Origin of the sequence: Streptomyces sp. NPDC051662 (genome assembly GCF_040681655.1) — a bacterium.
GTDB lineage: Bacteria > Actinomycetota > Actinomycetes > Streptomycetales > Streptomycetaceae > Streptomyces.
On record NZ_JBFAZD010000036.1, the window covers coordinates 25,262 to 47,058 of the forward strand.

Annotated in this window: 23 protein-coding genes; 8 read left to right on the forward strand and 15 right to left on the reverse strand. The window is 69.9% G+C overall.

Going from position 1 to position 21,797, the window contains the following annotated elements; translation table 11 throughout:
* Nucleotides 1-57 precede the first annotated feature (57 nt).
* Both AB0M67_RS36780 and AB0M67_RS36785 read left to right on the forward strand, forming a co-directional pair.
* A complete protein-coding gene (locus AB0M67_RS36780) occupies nt 58-1,572 on the forward strand; it encodes an MFS transporter (protein ID WP_365751966.1) in 1,515 nt (504 codons plus the stop codon).
* On the forward strand, nt 1,569-2,591 hold the full coding sequence (locus AB0M67_RS36785) for a glutathione S-transferase C-terminal domain-containing protein (RefSeq protein WP_365751967.1): 1,023 nt from the start codon (nt 1,569-1,571) through the stop codon (nt 2,589-2,591). Before AB0M67_RS36780 ends, AB0M67_RS36785 begins: the two co-directional genes overlap by 4 nt.
* Before the next feature lie 71 nt (nt 2,592-2,662).
* Here AB0M67_RS36785 and AB0M67_RS36790 read toward each other — a convergent pair whose 3' ends face one another.
* From AB0M67_RS36790 to AB0M67_RS36805, 4 genes are all read right to left on the reverse strand, one after another.
* On the reverse strand, nt 2,663-3,856 hold the full coding sequence (locus AB0M67_RS36790) for an MFS transporter (RefSeq protein ID WP_365751968.1): 1,194 nt from the start codon (nt 3,854-3,856) through the stop codon (nt 2,663-2,665).
* A 50-nt stretch (nt 3,857-3,906) separates the two neighbouring features.
* The gene (locus AB0M67_RS36795) at nt 3,907-4,062 is read right to left on the reverse strand and encodes a hypothetical protein (RefSeq protein ID WP_365751969.1); all 156 of its coding nucleotides are present in this window, start codon (nt 4,060-4,062) and stop codon (nt 3,907-3,909) included.
* Between the two features lie 165 nt (nt 4,063-4,227).
* Nucleotides 4,228-4,950: a hypothetical protein gene (locus AB0M67_RS36800; protein WP_365751970.1), complete on the reverse strand. Its 723-nt coding sequence runs from the start codon at nt 4,948-4,950 to the stop codon at nt 4,228-4,230.
* A gap of 3 nt (nt 4,951-4,953) precedes the next feature.
* On the reverse strand, nt 4,954-5,577 hold the full coding sequence (locus AB0M67_RS36805) for a sigma-70 family RNA polymerase sigma factor (protein ID WP_365751971.1): 624 nt from the start codon (nt 5,575-5,577) through the stop codon (nt 4,954-4,956).
* 329 nt (nt 5,578-5,906) lie between these two features.
* Here AB0M67_RS36805 and AB0M67_RS36810 point away from each other — a divergent pair, with 329 nt between their 5' ends.
* Nucleotides 5,907-6,716 carry an SAM-dependent methyltransferase gene (locus AB0M67_RS36810; protein ID WP_365751972.1) on the forward strand — a complete coding sequence of 270 codons (810 nt, stop codon included), beginning with the start codon at nt 5,907-5,909 and terminating at the stop codon, nt 6,714-6,716.
* On the opposite strand, the gene AB0M67_RS36815 is transcribed toward AB0M67_RS36810, so the two are convergent.
* The 6 genes from AB0M67_RS36815 to AB0M67_RS36840 all read right to left on the reverse strand — a co-directional run bounded on the left by AB0M67_RS36815 (nt 6,689) and on the right by AB0M67_RS36840 (nt 13,256).
* Nucleotides 6,689-7,618: an ion transporter gene (locus tag AB0M67_RS36815; RefSeq protein ID WP_365751973.1), complete on the reverse strand. Its 930-nt coding sequence runs from the start codon at nt 7,616-7,618 to the stop codon at nt 6,689-6,691. The genes AB0M67_RS36810 and AB0M67_RS36815 overlap by 28 nt on opposite strands.
* Before the next feature lie 156 nt (nt 7,619-7,774).
* Nucleotides 7,775-8,806 carry a hemolysin family protein gene (locus AB0M67_RS36820; protein WP_365751974.1) on the reverse strand — a complete coding sequence of 344 codons (1,032 nt, stop codon included), beginning with the start codon at nt 8,804-8,806 and terminating at the stop codon, nt 7,775-7,777.
* Nucleotides 8,803-10,137, reverse strand: a complete 1,335-nt coding sequence (locus AB0M67_RS36825; RefSeq protein WP_365751975.1) for a hemolysin family protein — start codon at nt 10,135-10,137, stop codon at nt 8,803-8,805. Before AB0M67_RS36825 ends, AB0M67_RS36820 begins: the two co-directional genes overlap by 4 nt.
* Before the next feature lie 188 nt (nt 10,138-10,325).
* Nucleotides 10,326-11,627 (reverse strand): LCP family protein, encoded by a 1,302-nt coding sequence (locus AB0M67_RS36830; protein WP_365752015.1) that lies wholly within the window; start codon nt 11,625-11,627, stop codon nt 10,326-10,328.
* A 231-nt stretch (nt 11,628-11,858) separates the two neighbouring features.
* Entirely contained in the window at nt 11,859-12,827 is a 969-nt protein-coding gene (locus AB0M67_RS36835) for a M56 family metallopeptidase (protein WP_365751976.1), read from the reverse strand.
* A 3-nt stretch (nt 12,828-12,830) separates the two neighbouring features.
* Entirely contained in the window at nt 12,831-13,256 is a 426-nt protein-coding gene (locus AB0M67_RS36840) for a BlaI/MecI/CopY family transcriptional regulator (protein ID WP_365751977.1), read from the reverse strand.
* A gap of 189 nt (nt 13,257-13,445) precedes the next feature.
* On the opposite strand from AB0M67_RS36840, the gene AB0M67_RS36845 reads away from it, so the two are divergent.
* The 3 genes from AB0M67_RS36845 (at nt 13,446) to AB0M67_RS36855 (ending at nt 15,189) form a co-directional block, all read left to right on the forward strand.
* Complete coding sequence (locus AB0M67_RS36845; RefSeq protein WP_365751978.1) at nt 13,446-14,021, forward strand: TerD family protein; 576 nt, start codon at nt 13,446-13,448, stop codon at nt 14,019-14,021.
* A gap of 66 nt (nt 14,022-14,087) precedes the next feature.
* Nucleotides 14,088-14,666: a TerD family protein gene (locus AB0M67_RS36850; RefSeq protein ID WP_365751979.1), complete on the forward strand. Its 579-nt coding sequence runs from the start codon at nt 14,088-14,090 to the stop codon at nt 14,664-14,666.
* 67 nt (nt 14,667-14,733) lie between these two features.
* On the forward strand, nt 14,734-15,189 hold the full coding sequence (locus AB0M67_RS36855; RefSeq protein WP_365751980.1) for a TerB family tellurite resistance protein: 456 nt from the start codon (nt 14,734-14,736) through the stop codon (nt 15,187-15,189).
* Nucleotides 15,190-15,232: 43 nt separating this feature from the next.
* On the opposite strand, the gene AB0M67_RS36860 is transcribed toward AB0M67_RS36855, so the two are convergent.
* From AB0M67_RS36860 to AB0M67_RS36875, 4 genes are all read right to left on the reverse strand, one after another.
* Entirely contained in the window at nt 15,233-16,066 is an 834-nt protein-coding gene (locus AB0M67_RS36860; protein WP_365752016.1) for a YhjD/YihY/BrkB family envelope integrity protein, read from the reverse strand.
* Nucleotides 16,067-16,255: 189 nt separating this feature from the next.
* Nucleotides 16,256-17,008, reverse strand: coding sequence for a PIG-L family deacetylase (locus tag AB0M67_RS36865; protein ID WP_365751981.1), 753 nt, complete (start codon nt 17,006-17,008; stop codon nt 16,256-16,258).
* Entirely contained in the window at nt 17,005-17,697 is a 693-nt protein-coding gene (locus tag AB0M67_RS36870) for a DUF1796 family putative cysteine peptidase (RefSeq protein ID WP_365752017.1), read from the reverse strand. The genes AB0M67_RS36865 and AB0M67_RS36870 overlap by 4 nt, the downstream gene beginning before the upstream one ends.
* A gap of 28 nt (nt 17,698-17,725) precedes the next feature.
* Nucleotides 17,726-18,922 (reverse strand): hypothetical protein, encoded by a 1,197-nt coding sequence (locus tag AB0M67_RS36875; protein ID WP_365751982.1) that lies wholly within the window; start codon nt 18,920-18,922, stop codon nt 17,726-17,728.
* Nucleotides 18,923-19,290: 368 nt separating this feature from the next.
* Between AB0M67_RS36875 and AB0M67_RS36880 the strand changes: the two genes are divergently transcribed.
* Entirely contained in the window at nt 19,291-20,109 is an 819-nt protein-coding gene (locus tag AB0M67_RS36880; RefSeq protein WP_365751983.1) for a lipase family protein, read from the forward strand.
* 59 nt (nt 20,110-20,168) lie between these two features.
* On the opposite strand, the gene AB0M67_RS36885 is transcribed toward AB0M67_RS36880, so the two are convergent.
* On the reverse strand, nt 20,169-20,525 hold the full coding sequence (locus tag AB0M67_RS36885; protein ID WP_365751984.1) for a PRC-barrel domain-containing protein: 357 nt from the start codon (nt 20,523-20,525) through the stop codon (nt 20,169-20,171).
* 206 nt (nt 20,526-20,731) lie between these two features.
* Between AB0M67_RS36885 and AB0M67_RS36890 the strand changes: the two genes are divergently transcribed.
* On the forward strand, nt 20,732-21,793 hold the full coding sequence (locus tag AB0M67_RS36890; RefSeq protein WP_365751985.1) for an acyl-CoA desaturase: 1,062 nt from the start codon (nt 20,732-20,734) through the stop codon (nt 21,791-21,793).
* The last annotated feature ends 4 nt before the right edge of the window (nt 21,794-21,797 follow it).

The window sequence follows — 21,797 nt, forward strand, 5'->3', positions numbered from 1 at the left end:
CCACCGGTCGGCGCGCTCCGGATGAGGGATCGGGGCGCGCGAACTAGGGTGCGATTCATGGCCGGAGATACAGGGCTGGGGAGCGGAGGGGACGCCGCCGTGGCGCCGGACCCGCGCCGCTGGAAGGCGCTGGCCGTATGTCTGGTGGCGGGCTTCATGACGCTCCTGGACGTCTCCATCGTCAATGTGGCCCTGCCGTCCATCCGCGAGGGGCTGCGTACCCCGGTCTCCGACCTCCAATGGGTGCTGTCCGGCTACGCGCTCGCCTTCGGTCTCTTCCTGATCCCCGCCGGGCGGCTGGGCGACGCCCACGGGCGGCGGCCGGTCTTCATGATCGGGCTCGCTCTCTTCACCCTGGCCTCCGCCGCCTGCGGAGCGGCCCAGTCCAGCCTCTGGCTGGTGATCGCCCGGCTGGTCCAGGGCTTCGCGGGAGGCATGGTCACCCCACAGATCTCCGCGCTGATCCAGCAGATGTTCGCCGGCCGTGAGCGGGGCCGGGCCTTCGGCATGTTCGGTGTGGTGGTCGGCCTCTCGACGGCCGTGGGCCCGCTGCTCGGCGGTCTTATCATCCAGCTGGCGGGCGCGCGGGAGGGCTGGCGCTGGGTCTTCTACGTCAATCTGCCGCTGGGCGTCGTCTGTCTGCTGCTGGCCCGGCGACTGCTGCCGGACACCCCCTGTGCGGGCCCGGCGCGCATACGCGATCTCGACCCCGTCGGGGTACTGCTGCTCGGCACGGGCGTCCTGGCGCTGCTGCTGCCCTTCGTCCAGTCGCAGCAGTGGCACGGCGGGGAGAAATGGCTGCTGCTGATCGTCGCCGCCGCGCTGCTGGCCGGGTTTGTGAAATGGGAGTCCCGGTGCCGGCCCGGCGGTACCCAGCCGGTACTGGACCTGCGGCTCTTCCGCGTCCGCTCCTACTGGCTCGGGTGTCTGCTGATTCTGCTGTACTTCGCCGGGTTCACCACGATCTTCTTCATCACCACTCTCTATCTCCAGAGCGGACTGCACTACACCGCCCTGGAAGCCGGACTGGCCATCACTCCCTTCGCGGTGGGCTCCGCCGCGGCGGCGGGCATCGGCGGACGGCTGGTCAACCGGTTCGGGAGACCTCTGGTCGTGGTCGGACTGATCATGGTCACGGTCGGGCTCGCGGCCACCACGCTCGCCGTCCATCTGGTCCCGGGGCGCGGCGCGGGCTGGGCGATGGCGGCGCCGCTGCTGGTGGCGGGCCTCGGCAGCGGCCTCGTCATCACACCGAACCAGACCCTGACCCTCGCGGAGGTACCGGTGCCCATGGCGGGCAGCGCGGGCGGCACGCTCCAGACCGGCCAGCGGGTGGGATCCGCGATCGGTATCGCCGCCGTGGGCTCGGTCTTCTTCGCCCAGGTGGGGCCGGAAGGCTGGGCCACCGCGTTCGACCACGGGCTGATCGTCTCGGTGGCGTTCGTGATCGCGGCCCTGCTCGTCGCCGTCGCCGATGTGCTCACCGCGCACCGGGAAGGAAAGCGGGGTACGGGACAGAAGAGGCACTTCACCCACCGGACATCCGCACCGCCGGAAGGAGACCAGCGATGAGCGGCACGCGCACGGAGAGCAACGCGGAGTACGGAAAGAAGCCCTTCAAACGTTCGAGGAGCCATTTCGCCGACCGGATCACCGCCGACGGCAGGGACGGCTGGCCCGTCGAGGCCGGCCGCTACCGGCTCGTGGTCAGCCGGGCCTGCCCCTGGGCGAGCCGGGCCCTGGTCTCCCGGCGGCTCCTCGGTCTGGAGGACGCGCTCTCTCTGACGATCGCCGACCCGATCCAGGACGACCGCAGCTGGCGCTTCACCCTGGACCCGGACGGCCGTGACCCCGTCCTCGGCATCCGGTTCCTGAGCGAGGCGTACGACGCGCGGCAGACGGGCTACCCCGGCGGGGTCAGCGTGCCCGCGATCGTCGACGTACCGAGCGGGAAACTGGTGACCAACGACTTCCAGCGGATCACGCTGGACTTCGCCACCGAATGGACGGCGCTGCACCGGCCCGGCGCGCCCGATCTCTACCCCGAGCCGCTGCGCGACGAGATCGACGAGGTCATGGAGGGGATCTACCGCGATATCAACAACGGTGTGTACCGCGCCGGGTTCGCGGACGGGCAGAGCGCCTACGAGGACGCCTATCGCGCGCTGTTCCGCCGTCTCGACGAGGTGTCGCGGCGGCTGGCGGACCGCCGCTATCTGGTGGGGGACGCTCTCACCGAGGCCGACATCCGGCTGTTCACCACGCTGGTGCGCTTCGACGCCGTCTACCACGGACACTTCAAATGCAATCGGTCCAAACTCACCGAGGACCCGGTGCTGTGGGCCTACGCCAGGGATCTGTACCAGACCCCCGGGTTCGGTGACACGGTGGACTTCGACCACATCAAACGGCACTACTACCAGGTGCACTCCGGTATCAACCCGACCGGCATCGTGCCCCTCGGCCCCGATCTGTCCGGCTGGCTGACCGCGCATCACCGGGAGGAGCTGGGCGGACGGCCGTTCGGGGACGGGACACCGCCCGGTCCCGTGCCGAGGGGCGAGGAGGTGCCGCCGGCGGGACGCCCGTGAGACAGCCGCTTCCACCGCGCGTGAGACAGCCGCTTCCACCGCCCCTGGGACAACCGCTCCACCGGTCCCCGTCAGCTCACCACCAGGGGACGGCGCAGCAGATACACCGCCGCGCACGCCACCAGCACCACCACACAGGCCGTGAATGTCAGCCCGGCGTCCTTCAGCCCCAGCCCGAGCGTCAGCGCGCCGACACCGACGACGGGCAGCGAGATCCCCGTATAGGCCACGACGAACAGCGCGGAGACCGTGCCGCCCCGGTGCTCGGGCGGCGCCGCGCCGCTGACGGCGGTCATCGCCGCGCGGAAGGCCAGCCCCTGGCCCAGACCGCCCAGGACCGCGCCCACGACGAGCAGTGCCAGCGACTCCACCGCCAGCGATGTGCCGACCAGCACCAGACCGGCCACCAGCACCAGACAGCCGATCGGCAGCGCCCGGCTCACCCCCAGACGTCCCATCAGCGACTGGCCGATCGTGGAGGCGAGAAAGACGGAGAAGACGACCGCTCCCGAGACGGCCAGATTGTGCACGTTCAGGGTCTGGGCCACAAAGGACGGCGTCACCGCGGTGAACAGACCCAGCAGGGCGAAGCCCGCGAACGCGGCGAGCGCGGACGGCGCGAACACCCCACGCACCTCGGGCGGCACCACCAGCCCCTGCGGTTTCAGCCGGGGCCGCCGCTTCGGATGCGCGACGGTCTCCGGCAGGAGCCAGGTCAGTACGGAGGCGACGGCCACCAGCGCGAGATGGACGAGAAACGGCAGCCGCAGCGGCCATGGCGCGTACTGCGCGAGCAGCCCGGCCAGCAACGGGCCACAGCCCAGGCCGCCCATGTTCGCCGCGGTGGCGGCGAGCCCCGCCCGTGCCTCATGGCCGGGCGGGGCCAGCTCCAGCACGGTGACGGTGGCCGCGCCACTGAGCAGCCCGGCGGCGAAGCCCGACAGCAGCCGGCCCGCGAACAGCAGCGGAAGACCGCCCTCGAACAGGAAGCAGAGGGCGCTCGCGGCGGACAGCCCCAGCGCGGCCAGCAGCACCGGCCGCCGGCCCACCTGGTCCGAGAGGTCGCCCGCCAGCAGCAGTACGGCGATCACCCCGAGGGCGTAGACGGCGAAGACGACCGTCACGATCAGTTCGGAGAAGCCGAGTTGTGCGCGATAGAGCCCGTACAGCGGGGTGGGCAGTGTCGTACCGGCCATACCGACGGCGAACACCCCGGCGGCCACGGGATAGCCGAGGCGCCGGCTTCCAGGAACGCGTTCCGTCATACCAGCCCCGTCCTTCGCGCCCAGTGACCCCGTCCGCCAAGCAGGGGGAATCAGCTGTCGTTGGCCGTACCGGCGGTCCTCCGGCGGCGCATCAGGACCGAACCGCCGACGAGCGCGGCGACCTCGTCCACTGGCCGGGCGGTCGCCGCCGTCCGGAGCAGGGTCCGTATCGGTGCGTCGTCGGAGGGCATGCGATCAAGAGACATGGCGCTGCTCCCTTTACCGGACTCCACGGGCGGCACACTCTCACCGTGAAGGGCCACCGCGCGCCAGAGGGGCGCACGCTTGGATACATCAAATGCCCCTGTCGGACTTCTGTGCCATCCGGGACCGGCATACGAGGTGACCGGCCCCCTCGCCGCTCCCGCGCGCTATCCGACGGGACGGCCGCCGGTGCCCCGGGTGAGGTCGGTGGTCAGAGAGGGGTCGGGCTGGGGGACCTCACCGAAGTCCTCGTCGGCGCTGTCGACACGGAGCCGGTTGATCACGGCCTCCAGCGCAGCCGGCAGCGTGGGGTGACGTCCGCGATGGCACTGGCCGAGCAGATCGTGCCTGACCGTCTCGGGCAGCAGCGAGGAGAGCGCGGGCGGCGCCGCGGACCTTCCCGGCCCCGGCAGACGGCGGGACTGGCGGCGCCAGTACGCCGCGTCCTTGAACTCGGCCCGCTGCTGATGGGCGAGGAAGAGACAGAAGGCAGCGGTGCGATTGCCACCGCCCGCGGCGAACTGCCACCAGAACTGGGCCGCGTCACGGTGCCCGGTCAGATGCAGGAGCGCGGCGAAGACGACGGCGCCCTCGGGGTCGATACGGTCATGGTCCACCAGCCGGGACAGACTGGCCGCCGCCTCGGGCGCGTTCAGGACGAGGGCCACGGCGAGGCTGAGATCATGCGCGGCCTGTTCGTGGGCCGAGGGATAACGGTGCGGCGCCGCGCCCGGATCCGGACCCGGCGCCGCACCCCGGATTGTCCGCCGCGCCCCGGCCCGGTTCCACGCCGCGGCGGTGTCGTAGTCGTCATAGGTGGCGGTGAGGACTTCCGCGTCGTCCAGCAGCGCGTCGATCGGTCCTGGATCGGGTTCGTCGGTGTGGCGCACGGTCTACTCCTCCCCCTCGGTCTCTCGTACGTCGAGGTCCTTGGCCAGTCGCCTGCGGGCATGCCGTACATGGGACCGCACGGTGGCGACCTCGATACCCATGTACTCGCCGATCTCCTCGTCCGGGACCTGGAGGACATGGCGCAGTACGATCACGTCGTACTGCCGCTCGGGAAGCCGGGCGATGGCCCGGTACAGCCGCATCTCCCCTTGCAGCACGTCGAATTGATCGCGCTGATCGTGGTGGAGCAGCTTGCGGACCGCGGCGTGGAAGGCGGCGGTGTCGACCAGCGCCGGTTCCCTGTCGTGGTCGTCCAGCCACCATGCCACCTCCTCCTTGAGGAGCGCCCACGCGTACCGGGCCACCGACTCCTGTGTCAGCACATGCGGCCAGTGCTCCAGCAGCCTGGCGCAGGTGGCGTCGACCACCGTCTCGGCGGCGGCCCGACTGCCCACCTGTGTATGGGCGTAGCGCAGCCACAGCGTGTGGTGGCGCGCGTCGAACGCGTCAAAGGTCAGCGCCAGTCGATGGACCGTCCCGTCCGGGGAGGCCGGATCGCCGTCGTCGTCCACGCCCTGGGCGCCGTGGGAGACGCGGACCACCGAACGTTCCGGATCGACGTGCACGCATGCCCCGTTCTCTGGACACCGCGCCGCTCCACGGCGGAGGGCGTCGGTGCGAGAGGTGCGCCTCTCTCGACCTGTCAGCCAACCGGATGAGCGCCCTCAATGTGCGGGACACACCCGGGGTTTGTCACGGACAGCCATCATATGATTACCGCGCGGTTGGGCGGGTGGAGTTTCCGGATTGTTTCGCCGCCGCATGCGCTGACGCTCTCTCATATGGCCTGCCCACGAGGAGAGTTGGGGCGTCTCGTACGGTTGTCCGCATGCGGTGGCGGGAAGCCACCGACTGTTATCCGGTGTTGTCCGGCGATGAGGACGGGGGTCGCGCGATGAGCGACAACGGTGCGGTGGATCTTGAACTGGACCGGGCGCATTCAGCCCGGATGTACGACTACTACCTGGGCGGGACGACCAACTTCCCCGCGGACCGCGAGGCCGCCGCGAGGGCCATTTCCGCCTTTCCTGCCATTCTCTCCACGGCCCGGATCAACCGGCGCTTCATGCACCGCTCCGTCCGCTTCCTCGCGCGGCGGGGTATGCGGCAATTCCTCGACATCGGCACCGGAATCCCCACCTCCCCGAATCTCCACGAGGTCGCCCAGCGGGAGGTGCCCGAGGCACGCGTCGTCTATACGGACAACGATCCGATCGTGCTGGCCCACGCCCGCGCGCTGCTGCACAGCCACCCCGAGGGACGCACGGCATACGCGGAGGCCGATGTCACCGCCCCCGAAGCCCTGTTGGCCGCCGAGGAGATACGCGCGACGCTCGACTTCACCCGCCCCATAGCGCTCAGCCTCAACGCGCTGCTGCACTTCGTCACCGACGAGCACGACGCCCATGACATCGTCGAACGGCTCAAGTCCGCGCTGCCGTCCGGCTCCACGCTCGCCATCGCGCATGTCACCACCGAGTTCGACCCCGAGGGCATCGCGCGGCTCACCACCGCCTACCGCGCCGCGGGCACGCCGGGACAGGCGCGCACCCGCGAGGAGATCGCCCGTTTCTTCGCCGGCTGGCAGCTCCTCGACCCGGGGATCACGCCCTCGCACGAGTGGCGCCCCGACCCCAACGAGCTGAGCGGGAACGTCACCAGCAAGGAAGCCGCCTGCTACGTCGGGGTGGCGCGCAAACCCTGACCGGCACGCGGCGCCGTGCGGTGGTGCCCGTCGCTCTCGCCGTTCACCACGGCGAGTTGGGCCTCGACATCATCCAGCGCACGGCGCGCGGCGGCCAGCCGGGCGAGCAGCACGGCCCGCGACTCGTCCATGGCCGGTGCCACCGGGAGGGCAGGGCTCTCACGGGTCCGCTCGTCCTCCAGTTCGCGGGCCTCCTCAAGGGAGTTGATGACGACCCCGATCAGCAGATTGACGAGCAGGAACGACCCGAGCAGCACGAACGAGGCGAAGTAGACGATCGCCCAACGGGAGACCTCAAGGCCGCCCCGCACCGCGTCACCGAGGCCGTCGAGCGTGATCAGCAGAAAGAGTGTGAGGGCGGCGCGGCCCAGCGAGCCGTAGTGTTCCGGGTCGGCCGCGGCGAAGAAGACCCAGCCGAGCATGGCGTATACGTACAGCAGCAGCGCACCGACCAGGACGAAGCTCAGTGTGCCCGGCAGGCTCTTGCCGACGGCGACGATGACGATGCGCAGTTGGGGCAGGAAACGCGCGGCGCGCAGCACACGCGCGAGCCGGAGCAGCCGCAGGACGGTGGCGTTCTCGCGGGCGAGGGGCGTGAGGGCGAGCCCGACGACCGCCAGATCGAAGATGTTCCAGGGATCGCGGAAGAAGTCCTTGGGGCGCTCCGCGTAGGTGGCGGCGCGCAGCAGGATCTCCGAGGCGAAGGCGGCGAGGAAGAGACGCTCGGCGACCTTCAGCTCCGCGTGCCATTGGTCGACCGCGCCGGTGTAGGTCTCGATGCCGAGCAGGACGGCGTTGCCGATGATGAGGCAGAAGACCGCGGTGTCGAAACCGGCGGACTCCACGACACGCCGGCTGCGATCGGCGAGAGCCGGCTGTAACCGGCTCGTCCTGTCGGACATCAGATGAACCCATTCCCCAATACGGAAGCTGACACAGACACGGATACAGAAGCTGATACGACCCGGACCGGACCCCGACCGAAGCCGGATCCGGAGCAGGGCAAGAGAAGCGGCCGGTGCCCGGGGCGGGGCACCGGCCGCTCTTCCACCGCGCGGCTACGCGGCGGTCGGTGAGCCGGCCGCGGGGCCGACCAGTTCCTCCAGGACGTCTTCCATGGTGACGAAGCCGATGACGGTCCCCTTGTCACCGCTGACCGCGGCGAGATGCGTACCGGCGGCGCGCATGGCCGTCATGGTGTCGTCGAGCGGGGTGTCGATCTCGACCCTGATCACCGTGTGCAGCGCACTGCGCGGGAAGGGCAGGGTCCGGTCGGCGGCACCGAGGGCGTCCTTGATGTGGAGATAGCCGAGGATCGTGTTGTCGGGCCCGGTGACCGGCAGCCGCGAGAAGCCGGCGGACGACGCGGTGCGCTCCAACTGCTGCGGAGTGACCTGGTGGTCGACGGTGATCGTCCGGTTGAGCGGGACCATCACCTCACCCACCGGACGCGTGCCCAGCTCCAGGGCGTCGCGCAACCGCTCGCCGTCCGCCGGGTCGAGCAGCCCCGCCTCGCTGGAGTCCTTGACCAGACGGGCGAGTTCGTCGTCGGTGAAGACCGACGCGACCTCGTCCTTGGGCTCGACCTTCAGCAGCCGCAGGATGGCGTTGGCGAACGCGTTGATCCCGAAGATCGCCGGGCGCAGCGCCCGGGTCAGCCAGACCAGCGCGGGCCCCAGCGCGAGCGCGGTCGGGGCCGGCGCGGCCAGCGCGATGTTCTTCGGCACCATCTCGCCGATCAGCATGTGCAGATACGTGGCCAACGTCAGCGCGATCACGAACGCGATCGGGTGGATCAGCGCTTCCGGCACGCCGATCGCCTCGAACGGCGGCTCCAGCAGATGGGCGATCGCCGGTTCGGCGACGGCGCCGAGCACCAGCGAGGAGATCGTGATACCCAGCTGAGCCGTGGCCATGGCCGCGGACAGATGCTCCAGGCCCCACAGGGTGCTCTTGGCCCGGCGGCTGCCCTTGATCGCCTGGGGCTCGATCTGGCTGCGCCGTACGGAGATCAGGGCGAACTCGGCGCCGACGAAGAACGCGTTGGTGAACAGGGTGAGCACGCCGATGGCGAGCTGCAGGCCGGTCATCGGTTCCCCTCCATGAGACGGTCGGCCGGGGCGGGCTCGGTGACCCTGACCCGGTCGGCCCGGTGATGTTCGATCCGCAGGACCGCGAACTGCCAGCCCTCGATCTCCAGCGTGTCGGTCAGTACGGGCAGCCGCTCCAGTCGGGTCGCGAGCAGCCCGGCGAGGGTCTCGTACGGGCCCTCCGGCGCGCCGAAGCCGATCTCCGCGAGCTGGTCGAGTCGGACACTGCCGTCCGCCTCCCATACGCGGCGTCCGTCGGCGGTCGGCCGGCCCGGTGCCAGGTCGGGGGTCTCATGCGGATCGTGCTCGTCACGCACCTCGCCGACGACCTCCTCGACGATGTCCTCGACGGTGGCGACGCCCGCGGTGCCGCCGTACTCGTCTATGACCACGGCCATCGTCCGCGACTCGCGCAGGCGCCGCAGCAGCCGGTCCACCGGAAGGGAGTCCGGGACGAGCAGCGGGCTGGTGGCCAGCTCGGTCACGAGGGTGCTGTCGCGCTTGCTCTCGTCCAGGGCGAGGACATCGCGGATATGGATGGTGCCGATCACCTCGTCGAGACTGTCGCGGTAGACCGGGAACCGGGAAAGGCCGGTGGCCAGCGTGAGGTTCGCCGCGTCGGTGGCGGTGGCGTGGGCCTCCAGGGCCCGCACGTCCACGCGCGGTGTCATCACATTCTCCGCGCTCAGATCGGCCAGATGCAGGGTCCGTACGAACAGCTCGGCGGAGTCCGCCTCTATGGCGCCCTCCCGCGCCGAGTGCCTGGCCAGGGCGACCAGTTCCTCGGGGGTACGGGCGGAGGCGAGCTCTTCGGCGGGCTCCAGCCCGAAGCGGCGTACCAGACGGTTCGCGGTGTTGTTGAGATGCCTGATCAGCGGGGAGAAGGCGGCGGTGAAGCCGCGCTGCGGCCCCGCCACGACCTTGGCGACCGCGAGCGGGCTGGAGATCGCCCAGTTCTTGGGGACCAGCTCGCCGATGACCATCAGTACGACGGTGGACATGGCCACGCCCAGCAGCGTGGCGACGGTGGGCACCGCGCCGGCAGGCAGACCGGTCGCCTCCAGCGGGCCGCGCAGCAGCACGGCCAGGGAAGGCTCGGCGAGCATGCCGATGACCAGCGAGGTCACCGTGATGCCCAGCTGGGCGCCGGAGAGCTGGAAGGTCAGCCGCTTGGCCGCCGCCAGCGCGCTCGCGGCGCCACGCTCACCAGCGGCGGCGGCGCGTTCCAGCTCGCCGCGCTCGATGGTGGTCAGAGAGAACTCGGCCGCAACGAACACCGCACAGGCGAGGGTGAGCGCGAGGGCGAGGAGCAACAGAAGTACTTCGGTCACCGTGCCACCTCCGGTCCATCGCTCGACGGGACGGGGACGGCACGGCTCGTACTGGGAGGCTCACCCATTGCGGGACCGCAGCTCCTTCTCGGGACAGAGGGTAGGGACGGGGTGGGCACCCCGTCCATCAATAGTAAAGGAATCGCAAAGCAGCGCAATGTTGTGTCCGGCACACGACATTGTGCGGATCATCGGACCGCGTCGAAATCCTTGCCCACGGTCAGTGTCACCACTCCCGGGGCGGCCTCCGCGTCCTGCCTGGCGACACTGCCGGGCAGTCGTGAGGCCAGTACCTCGGCCGGTTCCGCCTGGTCCTGCGGGTAGCCGACCGTGGTCTTCTTCGTGTCCTCGGGTGCGTCGCCGATGCCGACGACAGTGAATCCCGCCGACCGCAGCGTCTCCGCGACCTTCGCCGCCCGGCCCGTCGTGCCGGAGCCGTTGAGGACCTGGACCCGCACCGTACTCGCGTAGACCGGGCCCTTCGCGTCGGCCTCCAGTTTCTCCTTGTCGACCTCGGTGTCCTTCGCCAGGGAGGTGAACAACTGCGCCGCCTGCGGGTACTGCCAGACGACATTCGCCTTGTCGGTCGGCACATCGGCCTCCCGCGGGTAATTCGGCACTGTGAGGAACGTCAGCCGGTCGGTGGGGATTCCCTTGACCTCGGACGCGAGACCCATGAGGGGCTTGATCCCCGCCAGCGCCTTGTCCGTGGTCAGCGACTTCGTCGCCGAGTCCAGGAACCCGTACAGCGCGTTCGGGCTGGTCAGCTTCTCCTGGGCCTTGGCGGCCAGGGCCTCCATGAACTCCTGCTGCCGGCCGATACGCCCCAGATCGGAGCCGTCGCCGACGCTGTAGCGCGTACGTACGTACCCGAGGGCCTCCTCGTCCCTGACCGTCTGGCACCCGGCGTCCAGGTTGATATGTGCCTTCTTGTCATTGATCGCGGTCTCGGGGCAGACCTCGATGCCGTCCAGCGCGTTGACCATGCCCTTGAAGCCCTGGAAATCGACCGACATGAAGTGGTCCATGCGCAGCCCGGTGTTCTGCTCCACCGTCCGGATGGTGCAGGCGGCGGCGTCGGGGACCTCGCCGGTCGTACCGCCCAGGGCGAACGCCTCATTGATCTTGAATTTGTGTGGAGCCGACTTGCTGCCGTCCCCCTTGTCGCAGGACGGTATGTCCACCCACGAGTCGCGGGGGAGCGAGACGACCGTGGCCCACTTACGGTCGGCGGACACATGCAGGACCATCAGCGTGTCCGACTGCATGGTGGTCAGGCCCTTGCCGTACTTCGCGTTGTCGCCGCCGCGTGAGTCGGACCCCACCACGAGGATGTTCTTGGACCCCGGGCTCAGATTGACCGGCCGGTCGCCGCCGATCTTGTTGTCCACGTCGGCGGAGTGGATATTGCCGTTGAGGTCCTGGTAAACCCAGGCCGCGGCGCCGGACACACCGATGAGCAGAACGGCCAGTGTCCCGCCCGACCACACGGCTATTCGGCCCCGCCGGGTCAGCCTGGCCCGTCGGCGCGCCCTCCGGCCGCCGCGGTGACCTCCGCCCGTCGAGCGACCCCGCCGCCCGCTGGATTCCCTGCCCACGCTGATCCTCCGTGCCCCGTTACGGCCGCCGTTCGTCCGGACAGGCCGGTCATCGCCCCGTGCGACGGATGCACTCTACTGGCTCTACAAGTCTGTAGAAGCAACTGGGTGTTCCGTCGGGGTTCACAGTGGCGTGGCCGCTTCGAGGGCGACGAAGAGCGCGAGGGACGCGTTGAGGGCGGACAGCGTGGACGCGGCGGTACCGGCCGCCGCCACACAGGCGGCCATCCCGGCGCGGGTCAGCGCGGGCGGCCAGCTCCCGCGCGGCGGCACAGGACCGAGCAGGGCGGCCACCCGGCGGGGCACGGGCCCCGCCGCGGCGAACGCGGCCAGTCCCGGTGTCGCGACCCGGCGCGAGAACAGCGCGGCCTTGCCCACCGCGCGCGCCGTGATGTGCCGGTCGCCGGTGATCCGCGCCGCCTCCTCGTCCGCCCAGCGCTCCGTGGCGTACATCACCGCGGCCCGCAGCGGCCGCAGGAAGGGGTTGGCGCAGCCGGCCAGCTGAACGGCGAGCAGCAGCCGGTGATGCCGTCCGGTCAGATGGGCGCGCTCATGGGCGAGCAGCGCCCGCCGCTCCGCCTCGTCCAGACAGGACAGCATCCCCGTGGAGACGACGATTCGGCCGGGTGAGCCGGGCAGCGCGTACGCGTAGGGCTCCTCGTCGTCCAGGACCGCCACCTCGGAGTCGGGACCGGAATCGGCTCCGGCTCCGGCTCCGAGGCCGGGCCGGAGCCCGGCCAGCGCCCGGTGCGCGCGGAGGCGGAAGCGCACATGCCGCCGTACGGTCAGCGAACACGCCACGACGACCAGGGCGAGCGCGACGATCGCCGCCTTGCCCGCGACCTCGTCGTACGGCACGGCCGCCCGTACCTCCGGATCGGACCAGCTGTCCGGGAGCGGATTCCCGGGCAGCTGCGCGGTACCGACGACCACGAGCAGACCGAGACAGAACGTGCTGCACGCCGCCAGCACCACGGCGACGGAGGCCAGGAACACCGACGCGCCGCGCGGATGCAGATGGTGCTCGGCCAGCCGCGCGAGCGGCAGCGCGGTCAGCGGCAGGACGAGCGGCAGGAAGACGAAGACGCCCATGGATCAGCTCTCGGGGCCGGGTTCGGATCGGGTTTCCGGGCCGGTGTCCTTGAGCAGCGAGCGCAGCACCTGCTCGTCATGGGGCGACAGCGCCGACACGAAGCTGGAGAGCACCGCGTCGCGGTCGTCCCGTTCATCGAGCAGACGCCGCATCCGCAGAGCCGTGAGGCCCGCCTCGTCCGCCACCGGTGTCCACAGGAAGGAGCGCCCCGAACGGCTACGGGTCACGGCCTGTTTGCCGAGGAGGCGCGTGAGGATGGTGATCACGGTGGTGTACGCCAGTTCCCCGTCGAGCCGTTCCTGCACCCAGGTCGCCGCCACCGGGGAGGTCGCCGAGCCCAATACGGCCAGCACCTGGGCCTCCAGCTGGCCCTGGCCGCGTCTGCCGCTACGGGACGCCCCGTCCCGGTCGTCCGTGTTCCCGACCACGAAATAGCCCTCCTCCCACACCACAGCCCCAGCCGCCCTGGGGCCGGGGCATCCTCATCAGCTCTTCGCGGCACACCTTTACGGCGGCCAATTTCTACAGTGTTGTAGATTTACGATGGTGCCACACGGCGCCGTCTCGCGCCGGAACGTCAGGTGTGCCCGGTTCCGGGACCGAAGAAGGGAAGCAATATGGGTGTGAGCCTCGCCAAGGGCGGCAACGTCTCGCTGAGCAAGGAGGCTCCCGGTCTGACCGCCGTTCTGGTCGGCCTCGGCTGGGACGTTCGGACCACCACCGGCGCCGATCACGATCTGGACGCCAGCGCCCTGCTGGTGGACGGCTCCGGCAAGGTTGCCTCCGATCGGCACTTCGTCTTCTACAACAACCTGACCAGCCCGGACGGTTCGGTCGAGCACACCGGGGACAACCTCACCGGTGAGGGCGAGGGCGACGACGAGACGGTCAAGGTCGATCTGGCCGGTGTGCCCGCCGAAGTCACCAAGATCGTCTTTCCGGTGTCGATCCATGACGCGGAGTCCCGCGGCCAGTCCTTCGGGCAGGTCCGCAACGCGTACATCCGGGTGGTCAACCAGGCGGGCGGCGCCGAGCTGGCGCGCTACGACCTGAGCGAGGACGCCTCGACCGAGACCGCGATGGTCTTCGGTGAGCTGTACCGCAACGGCGTCGAGTGGAAGTTCCGCGCCATCGGCCAGGGGTACGCCTCCGGCCTCGCCGGTATCGCCTCCGACTACGGCGTCAACATCTGACCCCCGTACCCGTATCCGCCGTACCGACCGGCGCGCCCTACCCCCACGCCTTCCCAGGAGCGAACGATGAGCGTCAACCTTGCCAAGGGCCAGCAGATCAGCCTGACCAAGTCCGGCGGAGGTGAACTCACCGTCGTCCGCATGGGCCTGGGCTGGCAGGCGGCCCGCAAGGGCTTCTTCGCCCGAATGACCGCCCGCGAGATCGACCTGGACGCCTCGGCGCTGCTCTTCGCCGGGAAGGAGGCCGTCGATGTCGTCTTCTTCCAGCATCTGACCAGCGACGACGGTTCGGTGCGGCACACCGGCGACAACCGCGTCGGCGGCGCGGGACAGGGCGGTGACGACGAGTCGATCGTGGTGGACCTCCAGCGGGTCCCCGTCCATGTCGACCAGATCGTCTTCACCGTCAACTCCTTCACCGGCCAGACCTTCGAAGAGGTCGAGAACGCCTTCTGCCGGCTGGTCGACGAGACCAACGGCCAGGAACTGGCGCGCTACACACTCACCGGCGGTGGCAAGCACACCGCGCAGATCATGGCCAAGGTGTACCGCTCGGGCGGTGGCTGGCAGATGTCCGCCATCGGCACCCCCGCCGAGGGACGGACGTTCCAGGACCTCATGCCGACCGTCGTCCCCCACCTGTAGCCGCTGTGCCCCGGACATCCCGTCCGGCATCCATCACCCCCGCCACTCACTACCCAGGAGACTCCACGTGGCCCTGTGGGACCGCATCAAGGATTCCGCCGCGTCGATGCAGACGCAGCTGAACGCGAAGAAGAACGATCTCAAGAGCGGCGCCTTCCGTGACGCCAGCATGGCGATGTGCGCCCTGGTCGCGGCGGCCGACGGATCCATCGACCCGTCCGAGCGCCAGCGCGTCGCCTCGCTGATCATGACCAACGACGTACTGCAGAACTTCCCCGCGAGCGATCTGCAGACGCGCTTCAACGACTACTGCCAGAAGCTGACCGCCGACTTCGACTTCGGCAAGGTCGGCGTGTTGCAGACCATCGGCAAGGTCGCCAAGAAGCCCACCGAGGCCCGTGCGGTCATCCAGATCGGCATCGTCATCGGCGGCGCCGACGGCGACTTCGACGAGAGCGAGCGCGCGGTCGTCCGCGAGGCCTGTTTCGCGGTCGGTATCGCGCCGAGCGAGTTCGACCTCTGACGGTCATGGACCGGGGCGTGCCGTCCCCCGTACGGCACGCCCCTCAGGAGCCCCCGGCCTCTCCCGGCCGGTCCGTTCCTCCGCCGCGATCGGGCTCGTCGTCCGCGTCGATACAGCTCTGGATCCGCTTGTGCGTGCGGTGCTCATGGAAGAGACGGCCCACCAGCGCGCCGCCGTAGACGACGAAGCCCACGCCGACCAGCCAGGACTGGATGACCAGAACCGTTCCGAACGGGCCATAGGTGACCGCGTTCGCGGCGATCAGCGGGGAGAAGACGACGCGCGAGAACACCCGCAGCCCGAGCAGCCCCAGCGCGGTCGCGACGGCGCCCGGCAGGAGCGCCGGCCAGCGGACGCGGCCGGCCAGGAGCACCCGCTGCGACCACCAGAAGAAGAGGCACGTCCCGATCAGATCGCCCAGGGTGGCGAACACGATCTCGACGACGGACTCGGAGGTGACGGGTGTGTTGACGAAGGCCAGCAGGAAGACAACGAGCCCCGCCAGCCACAGGACATGGCGCCACATGGTGTGCCAGCGCGCCGTCGGCAGCTCCCAGACCCGCTCGTAACCGGTCTGTACGGCGGATCCGAACGTCAGCCCGAACACGGCGAGCGCGGCGAGCCCGAAGGCCGTCGTACGCTGCAACGCCTGACCCGGCCTGCCGAACAACTGCTGGATCTCCGCCTGCGCGGAGGACGACACCCCCAGCCCCTGCCCCAGCCAGCGGGCGAAGCCCTGACCGCTCGCCGGGTCGGCCGCGGCGACGAGGATCAACAGGGGCACAAGAGTGAGAAATCCGAGCGCGGCGAAGCTCATCGCCCGGTGCATCAGCTCCATCTCACGCCCGCGGTTCCAGGCGAGCACGGCGGCAGACATGGCGATCGAGCGATACAGGCTCTTGAACCGGTGTCTGTGCTCCGTCGCACCGGAACGCTTGCGGGTCATAGGTCGTCTACTACCCGCCGGGGGCGCCGGGGCCGTGCTCGGCCCCCCGGATGGGTGTCGCGTGCCCCGCCCGGTCCTGTCCACGCGGACAGGCCGCGGGCGGGACTTCGAAGAACCGCCCTACCCGGGCTCTCCAGGGGACGCGGCCTCCTCCAGAGCCCAGACACGTTCGGCACGCAGCGGCCCGCCCCGGGCCATCACCGTTCCGTGGTCGATGGCGAGCGGCGCCAGCTGCGAGGCGTAGCAGAGCACCACCGCGCGCTTGGCCGCCCACTGCTCGTCGGACAGGGTCAGATCGTGCACGGCCCGTGTCCGGTAGCGGCTCGCGAGGTACCGATAGGCGGATCCGAAGTGCTCGTCCCCGACGAGGGCCGCGTCGGTCTCCGGGCCGCCCCACTCCTTGAGATGGCCCGTATAGGGGAGGTCGGCGTAGACGAGGGGGAGCGGCCTGCCGAGTTCGCCGAGGACCCGCAGCGCACGGTCGCGTACCTTCGTGTGATCGGCCTGGTTGGTGCCCAGGGGAAGCAGCAGCCGTGTGTCGGGGGCGAGATCGGCGAGATACGTGTCGATCTCGTGGAGCGGTCCGCCGTCCCCGTAGGGACCGTCAGGATGTCCCAGGACGACCCGCTCGACACCGAGCAGCGCACAGGCCCGGGTGTCCTCCGCCACCCGGGCGAGATGTGCCTCGCCGCCGGATGAGAACCCGCAGGTGCTGTCCCACCAGGAGACCTCCTGTCCAGGACATGGCGCGCCGCCGTAGACGGTCACGACGGTGACGGGCGAGTCGAGCGTGGGGATCAGACCCGCGAGTGACAGCGCGGCGTCGTCGAAGTGCGGGGAGAGGATCACGGTGGCGGGCGGGGGCGGTGTCATACGGACGTGCTCCTGTCGGTGACGGACGGTACGGGCGTCGTGAAGGCTTCGCGCGATACGGATGGCTCCGTCGACGGCGGGGGCGAGGCGAAGCGGAGATCGCGGAAGGCGGCGTCCCACTCGGCGTCGTCGCCCTCCCACCGCCCCGGGGCGGTCGCGACCGTGCCCCAGCTGATCCCGGGGCCGAGAGCGCCGCCGTCCGACGGCGGGGTCCGGCGAAGCCAGAGCAGATCGAACCGGTGGCGTGGATACGCCGTCGCGATGACCAGCCGCAGCCTGCGCAGATCGGCCGCGGTGAGTTCGTCGAAGGCGTCGTGGTGGACGTACAGCACATACGCCGACGACCGCGCGAGCGTACGCCAGCGGTCGGCCAGCGCCCGGAACTTGGCGCGCACCCTGTCGAATTGCCGGTCGATGTCGGACTGCGTGAGCGCCGTGCCCGAGGTGGGGCGGAAGTCATGGAAGAAGCGGATGTCGGAGCCCCGGTCCAGCGCGCAGAGACCGTCGCTGAACGGTTCGACCATCCCTGGCCGCAGTACATCGGCGAAGTCACCGGCGATCGTCTCCATGACGGACTCGAAGTCGAGATCGAGCCAGTCGAAGAAGTGCGCGCGGTCGTCGCCGGTGATCCGGCGGATCTGATGGGTGGACTCGCAGTGGTAGCCCAGCCCGGCACAGCGGTCGTACATGTCGTCCATCTCCGGTCTCCCCGGGCGGTCAGCCGTTCGTACGCCGCAGGAGCAGTCCCACGCTGCCGCGCTTGCTCAGATAGGCGCGTCCCGCGCAGACGGTCTCCAACTGCGGGGGCACGAGAACGGTTTCCTCGTCCGCCCGCCAGGTGGTGGACCGCTCCAGCCAGGGGCGTACGCGCGAGGCCAGCGCGTCGGGTTCGAGCGCGACGAAGACGAGATCCGTGGCCAGATCGTCGAGGAGCCCCAGATCCTGGCCGTAGTAGAGCATTTCGATCAGCAGGTGCGCGGTGGCGCGGGGAGCGTCTTCCTTGGCCAGTTCGGCGAGATCGGCGCCATCCACGGTGACCGCGTCGGTACCGGCGAGCGCGGCGGTGAGCCGGGACCGGAACACCGCGTTGGGTTCGGTGGCCCGTACGGTGAAGCCGGCGGCGACGAGCCGGTGGGTCAGCGCCCCCTCACAGGCCCCCACCTCCACGAGCGCGGAGCCGGAGCCGAGGTCGGCGCAGCGCTCCCGTACCCAGGCCGCGGTGGCGTCCAGCCGTCGCGCCTCGTACCGCGAGCTGCCGAACTCCCAGGGGTCCACCACGGACGCCGCCTCGTCGTCCAGGCTGGCGAGCAGCGCGAACAGCCGCTCACGCTGCTCGGGGTCGGTGTCGAAGAAGCGCTCGACGGCGGGGACACGCGGTGTCTGTACGACGAACTCGGGGTCGGCCTCGGCCAGCAGATGCCCGCACGAGCCATTGACGAAGTCCAGCTTGGCGGCGATGTGTTCCGGCCCCAGCGGACGGTCGAGATCGCTGAGGATCTGAAGGTACGGCGAGAACCCGACGGCATGCCGCAACTCGGTCCTCATGAGGCCGGCGCCGGAATCCTCGGCGTCGGCGGCGCGGGCGAGGGCGGTGTCACGGCCGAGACGCCCGCGACTGCGCCGGTTGTCCGCGGGGGAGTGGGCCCAGATCCGGCAGGGCCCTCCGGCCGCCGCCCGGCGCAGGAGCGTGGCGAGTACCTCTGGCCCCGGCGAGGTGATGCCGTCCGTCACGGGCCCGACATGGGACGCGATCAGGGCGAGGCGTTCCGGCGCTTCCATGCCCGCGGCGAGGACGAGCGTCTCGGCGCGATCGGCGAGGATCACCCGGGTCTCGCCACCGCCGTCGTCGGTGAGTACGGAAAGGAAGTCGAGGACGGCGTCCTCGGCCCGGAGTACGACAACGATATCGATCACGGTACTTCGGTCCTTGGTACGGAGCCGACTGGGGGAGCGGGGCAGGGTGGGGCCGGTCGGGGGGTGCTCGGTACGAGGTGTCGGCTGGCAGGGACCCTAGCGGTCACCGTCTATGTGGTCCAGACCAATTGGACGAATGATCGTCGAGTTTCGGCCACCTCGGCCGCCGACGGACTGAGCACGCCGAGGACATGAGCCGACGGCGGCCGGGGTCCGGTTCGTGCGCCGGGGTGGCGAGCCGGTGCGTCGCGAGCGCTCCCGCGCGCCGCCCGCGTGGGTGAACACGGTGAGGTGGCCCGTCCGGAGAGTGATCGATCATCGGACGCGTCACCTCACGCCCGTGTTCGTGTACGTCCCGGAGGTTCGCCGTGCCCGTAGCCCCGCTCGACCATCAGACGACCGGCTATCAACTGGCCCATGCCTACTGGCTGGCGAAGGCCGCGGAACTCGCCTACCGCGGCGAGGACGAGGCGCGGGCCGTCCTCGCCGACTGGGGGTTCGACCGGTTCCGGCACTTCGAGGCCCGCCATGAACTGCCGTTCCCCCTGGAGGACACCCAGGCGTATGTCGCCGCGAGCGACCGGATGATCATTACCGCGTTCCGCGGCACCCAGCCGCAGGAGATCCGTGACTGGCTGACCGATGTCAACACCCCGCCGGTGCCGGGGCCGGGCGACAAGGGCTTCGTCCACTTCGGCTTCCACCGGGCACTCGCGTCGGTGTATCCGGACGTACGCTCCGCCATCGAGACGTTCCGTACCGGCGGACAGACGGTGTGGTTCACCGGGCACAGCCTCGGCGGCGCCCTCGCCATGCTCGCCGGCGGCCGGCTCTGCTTCGAGGAGCCGAGGATCCTCGCCGACGGCATCTACACGTACGGACAGCCCCGCACCTGCGACCGGCTGCTCGCCGCCGCGCACAACACCGCGCTGAAGGGCCGTACCCACCGCTTCGTCAATAACAACGACATCGTTCCGCAGGTCCCGCCCGCGCCGGTGTTCACCCATGTGGACCACGTCAGGTATTTCGATGCCGACGGCCGGCTCCACGACCGGATGCCGTTGATCGACGGGCTCAAGGACCGTATCAAGGGGCGTACCGCGGATCTGTTCGCGCCCGCCTCCGACGGAATTCGCGACCACTTCATGCCCGCGTATCTGGCGAATATCGAGAAAAACCTCGCCTGATCCCGGGCGGCCCCGGCGGCGCGTGGCGCGGTACGCACACCGCGCTCCGCGCCGCTTTCTCAGCGGCGGCCGAGCCGGCGCTCGCCCTGCGCCCCGGTCGAGTAGGGCAGTCCGTAGTGGGCGAAAATCAGCGGTTCGTCCTCGGCGAGCAGTTCTCCGTCGGTATCGATCGACGGGGCGTTCTTGGCCAGTTGCCGGTCCCACGGGATCTTCAGATAATTCGGCCCGACGGTGGCCTCGGCCAGCGGAACAAAGACGAGCCGTCGTTTCGTGGGCAGACCGACCGTGACCGTGGCGAACGACGGAGCGTCCGTGGCGGTGTCGACATAGATGGCTTCCAGCGAGCCGATCTTCCGCTTCTCGCCATCGACCACATCGTGGCCGCGGTACTCCCGGATGTCCTCAGCTTCGAACACGAGCGACTCGCCTCTTCTCCGCTTATCCTCTGCTTATCCGTCTTTTCGGGACGGTACCCGGCCGTGCCATCGGACCGATGCCGACCGCGCCCGTATCCGCCGTTCGAGGTGGCGGACGGTTACACTCGAAAAACATTCCCGGTCGGTGTACGAAATCAACACAGCCGGCTCAAGACGGTCGTGATCGACCCGAAAGGCGAGGCTGAATGCCGATCCATCCCTCAGGTGAACCCGCGCTACTCGAAAAGCGGCGGGAAGCCGGCAGTGATTTCGCCTGCCTGTCCAGGAAAATCACCGCGGCCGGCCTGATGCGCCGGCGGCCCGGGTATTACCTGGTGCGGATGTCACTCATCGCCGTGCTCTACGCGGCCGGCTGGGCGGCCTTCGCCCTCCTCGGCGACAACTGGTGGACGCTCGCCGTCGCCGCGTTCCTCGCCGTCGTCTTCGGACAGGTCGCTCTCGTCGCGCATGACGTGGGCCATCGCCAGGTGTTCCGGCTGCGCCGGTCGAGCGCCTGGGCCGGCCGGATCGCCGGGAATCTCGGTATCGGCATGGGATACGGCTGGTGGCAGGACAAGCACTCCCGGCACCACGCCAATCCGAACCATGTGGAGCTGGATCCGGACGTCGAGCCCGACGTACTGGTGTGGACCCGCGGCCAGGCGCGCGAAGCCAAGGGGCTGCCCCGGCTGATCGGCGGCTCACAGGCCTATCTGTTCTTCCCGCTCCTCGCGCTGGAGGGCATCAATCTCCATGTGGCCGGGGTACGGGCGCTGGCGGACCGTTCGCTGAAGCAGCGGCGCCTGGAGGGCCTGTTGCTCTTCACCCACTTCGCGCTCTACCTCGGCGCGCTGTTCGTGGTCCTGCCGCCCGGCAAGGCCGTGGCCTTCCTCGCTGTTCACCAGTGTCTGTTCGGCCTCTATCTGGGCTCGATCTTCGCCCCCAATCACAAGGGCATGCCCACCCTGACCGGCGACGACCGCCCCGACTTCCTCCGGCGCCAGGTCCTCACCTCGCGCAATGTGCGGGGCGGCTGGTTCACCGATCTCGCGCTGGGCGGGCTCAACTACCAGATCGAGCACCATCTGTTCCCGAGCATGCCGACCCCGCATCTGCGCCGGGCGCAGCCGGTCGTCCGGCGCTACTGCCAGGAACTCGGGATCGACTATCTGGAGACCGGCCTCCTCACCTCCTACCGCCAGGCGCTCAGAAGCCTCCACGACGCGGGTGCCCCACTCCGGTCGGCCGTGGCCGCCACCAAGGGCTGAGCGG

What these genes read in the sequence shown, in the direction of transcription:
- AB0M67_RS36785 (WP_365751967.1), top strand. Translation starts at nt 1,569, where the DNA reads ATGAGCGGCACGCGCACGGAGAGCAACGCGGAGTACGGAAAGAAGCCC.
- AB0M67_RS36850 (WP_365751979.1), top strand. Translation starts at nt 14,088, where the DNA reads ATGAGCGTCAACCTTGCCAAGGGCCAGCAGATCAGCCTGACCAAGTCC.
- AB0M67_RS36845 (WP_365751978.1), top strand. Translation starts at nt 13,446, where the DNA reads ATGGGTGTGAGCCTCGCCAAGGGCGGCAACGTCTCGCTGAGCAAGGAG.
- AB0M67_RS36890 (WP_365751985.1), top strand. Translation starts at nt 20,732, where the DNA reads ATGCCGATCCATCCCTCAGGTGAACCCGCGCTACTCGAAAAGCGGCGG.
- AB0M67_RS36865 (WP_365751981.1), bottom strand. Translation starts at nt 17,008, where the DNA reads ATGACACCGCCCCCGCCCGCCACCGTGATCCTCTCCCCGCACTTCGAC.
- AB0M67_RS36860 (WP_365752016.1), bottom strand. Translation starts at nt 16,066, where the DNA reads ATGTCTGCCGCCGTGCTCGCCTGGAACCGCGGGCGTGAGATGGAGCTG.
- AB0M67_RS36790 (WP_365751968.1), bottom strand. Translation starts at nt 3,856, where the DNA reads ATGACGGAACGCGTTCCTGGAAGCCGGCGCCTCGGCTATCCCGTGGCC.
- AB0M67_RS36835 (WP_365751976.1), bottom strand. Translation starts at nt 12,827, where the DNA reads ATGGGCGTCTTCGTCTTCCTGCCGCTCGTCCTGCCGCTGACCGCGCTG.
- AB0M67_RS36820 (WP_365751974.1), bottom strand. Translation starts at nt 8,806, where the DNA reads ATGACCGGCCTGCAGCTCGCCATCGGCGTGCTCACCCTGTTCACCAAC.
- AB0M67_RS36810 (WP_365751972.1), top strand. Translation starts at nt 5,907, where the DNA reads ATGAGCGACAACGGTGCGGTGGATCTTGAACTGGACCGGGCGCATTCA.
- AB0M67_RS36780 (WP_365751966.1), top strand. Translation starts at nt 58, where the DNA reads ATGGCCGGAGATACAGGGCTGGGGAGCGGAGGGGACGCCGCCGTGGCG.
- AB0M67_RS36795 (WP_365751969.1), bottom strand. Translation starts at nt 4,062, where the DNA reads ATGTCTCTTGATCGCATGCCCTCCGACGACGCACCGATACGGACCCTG.
- AB0M67_RS36870 (WP_365752017.1), bottom strand. Translation starts at nt 17,697, where the DNA reads ATGTACGACCGCTGTGCCGGGCTGGGCTACCACTGCGAGTCCACCCAT.
- AB0M67_RS36815 (WP_365751973.1), bottom strand. Translation starts at nt 7,618, where the DNA reads ATGTCCGACAGGACGAGCCGGTTACAGCCGGCTCTCGCCGATCGCAGC.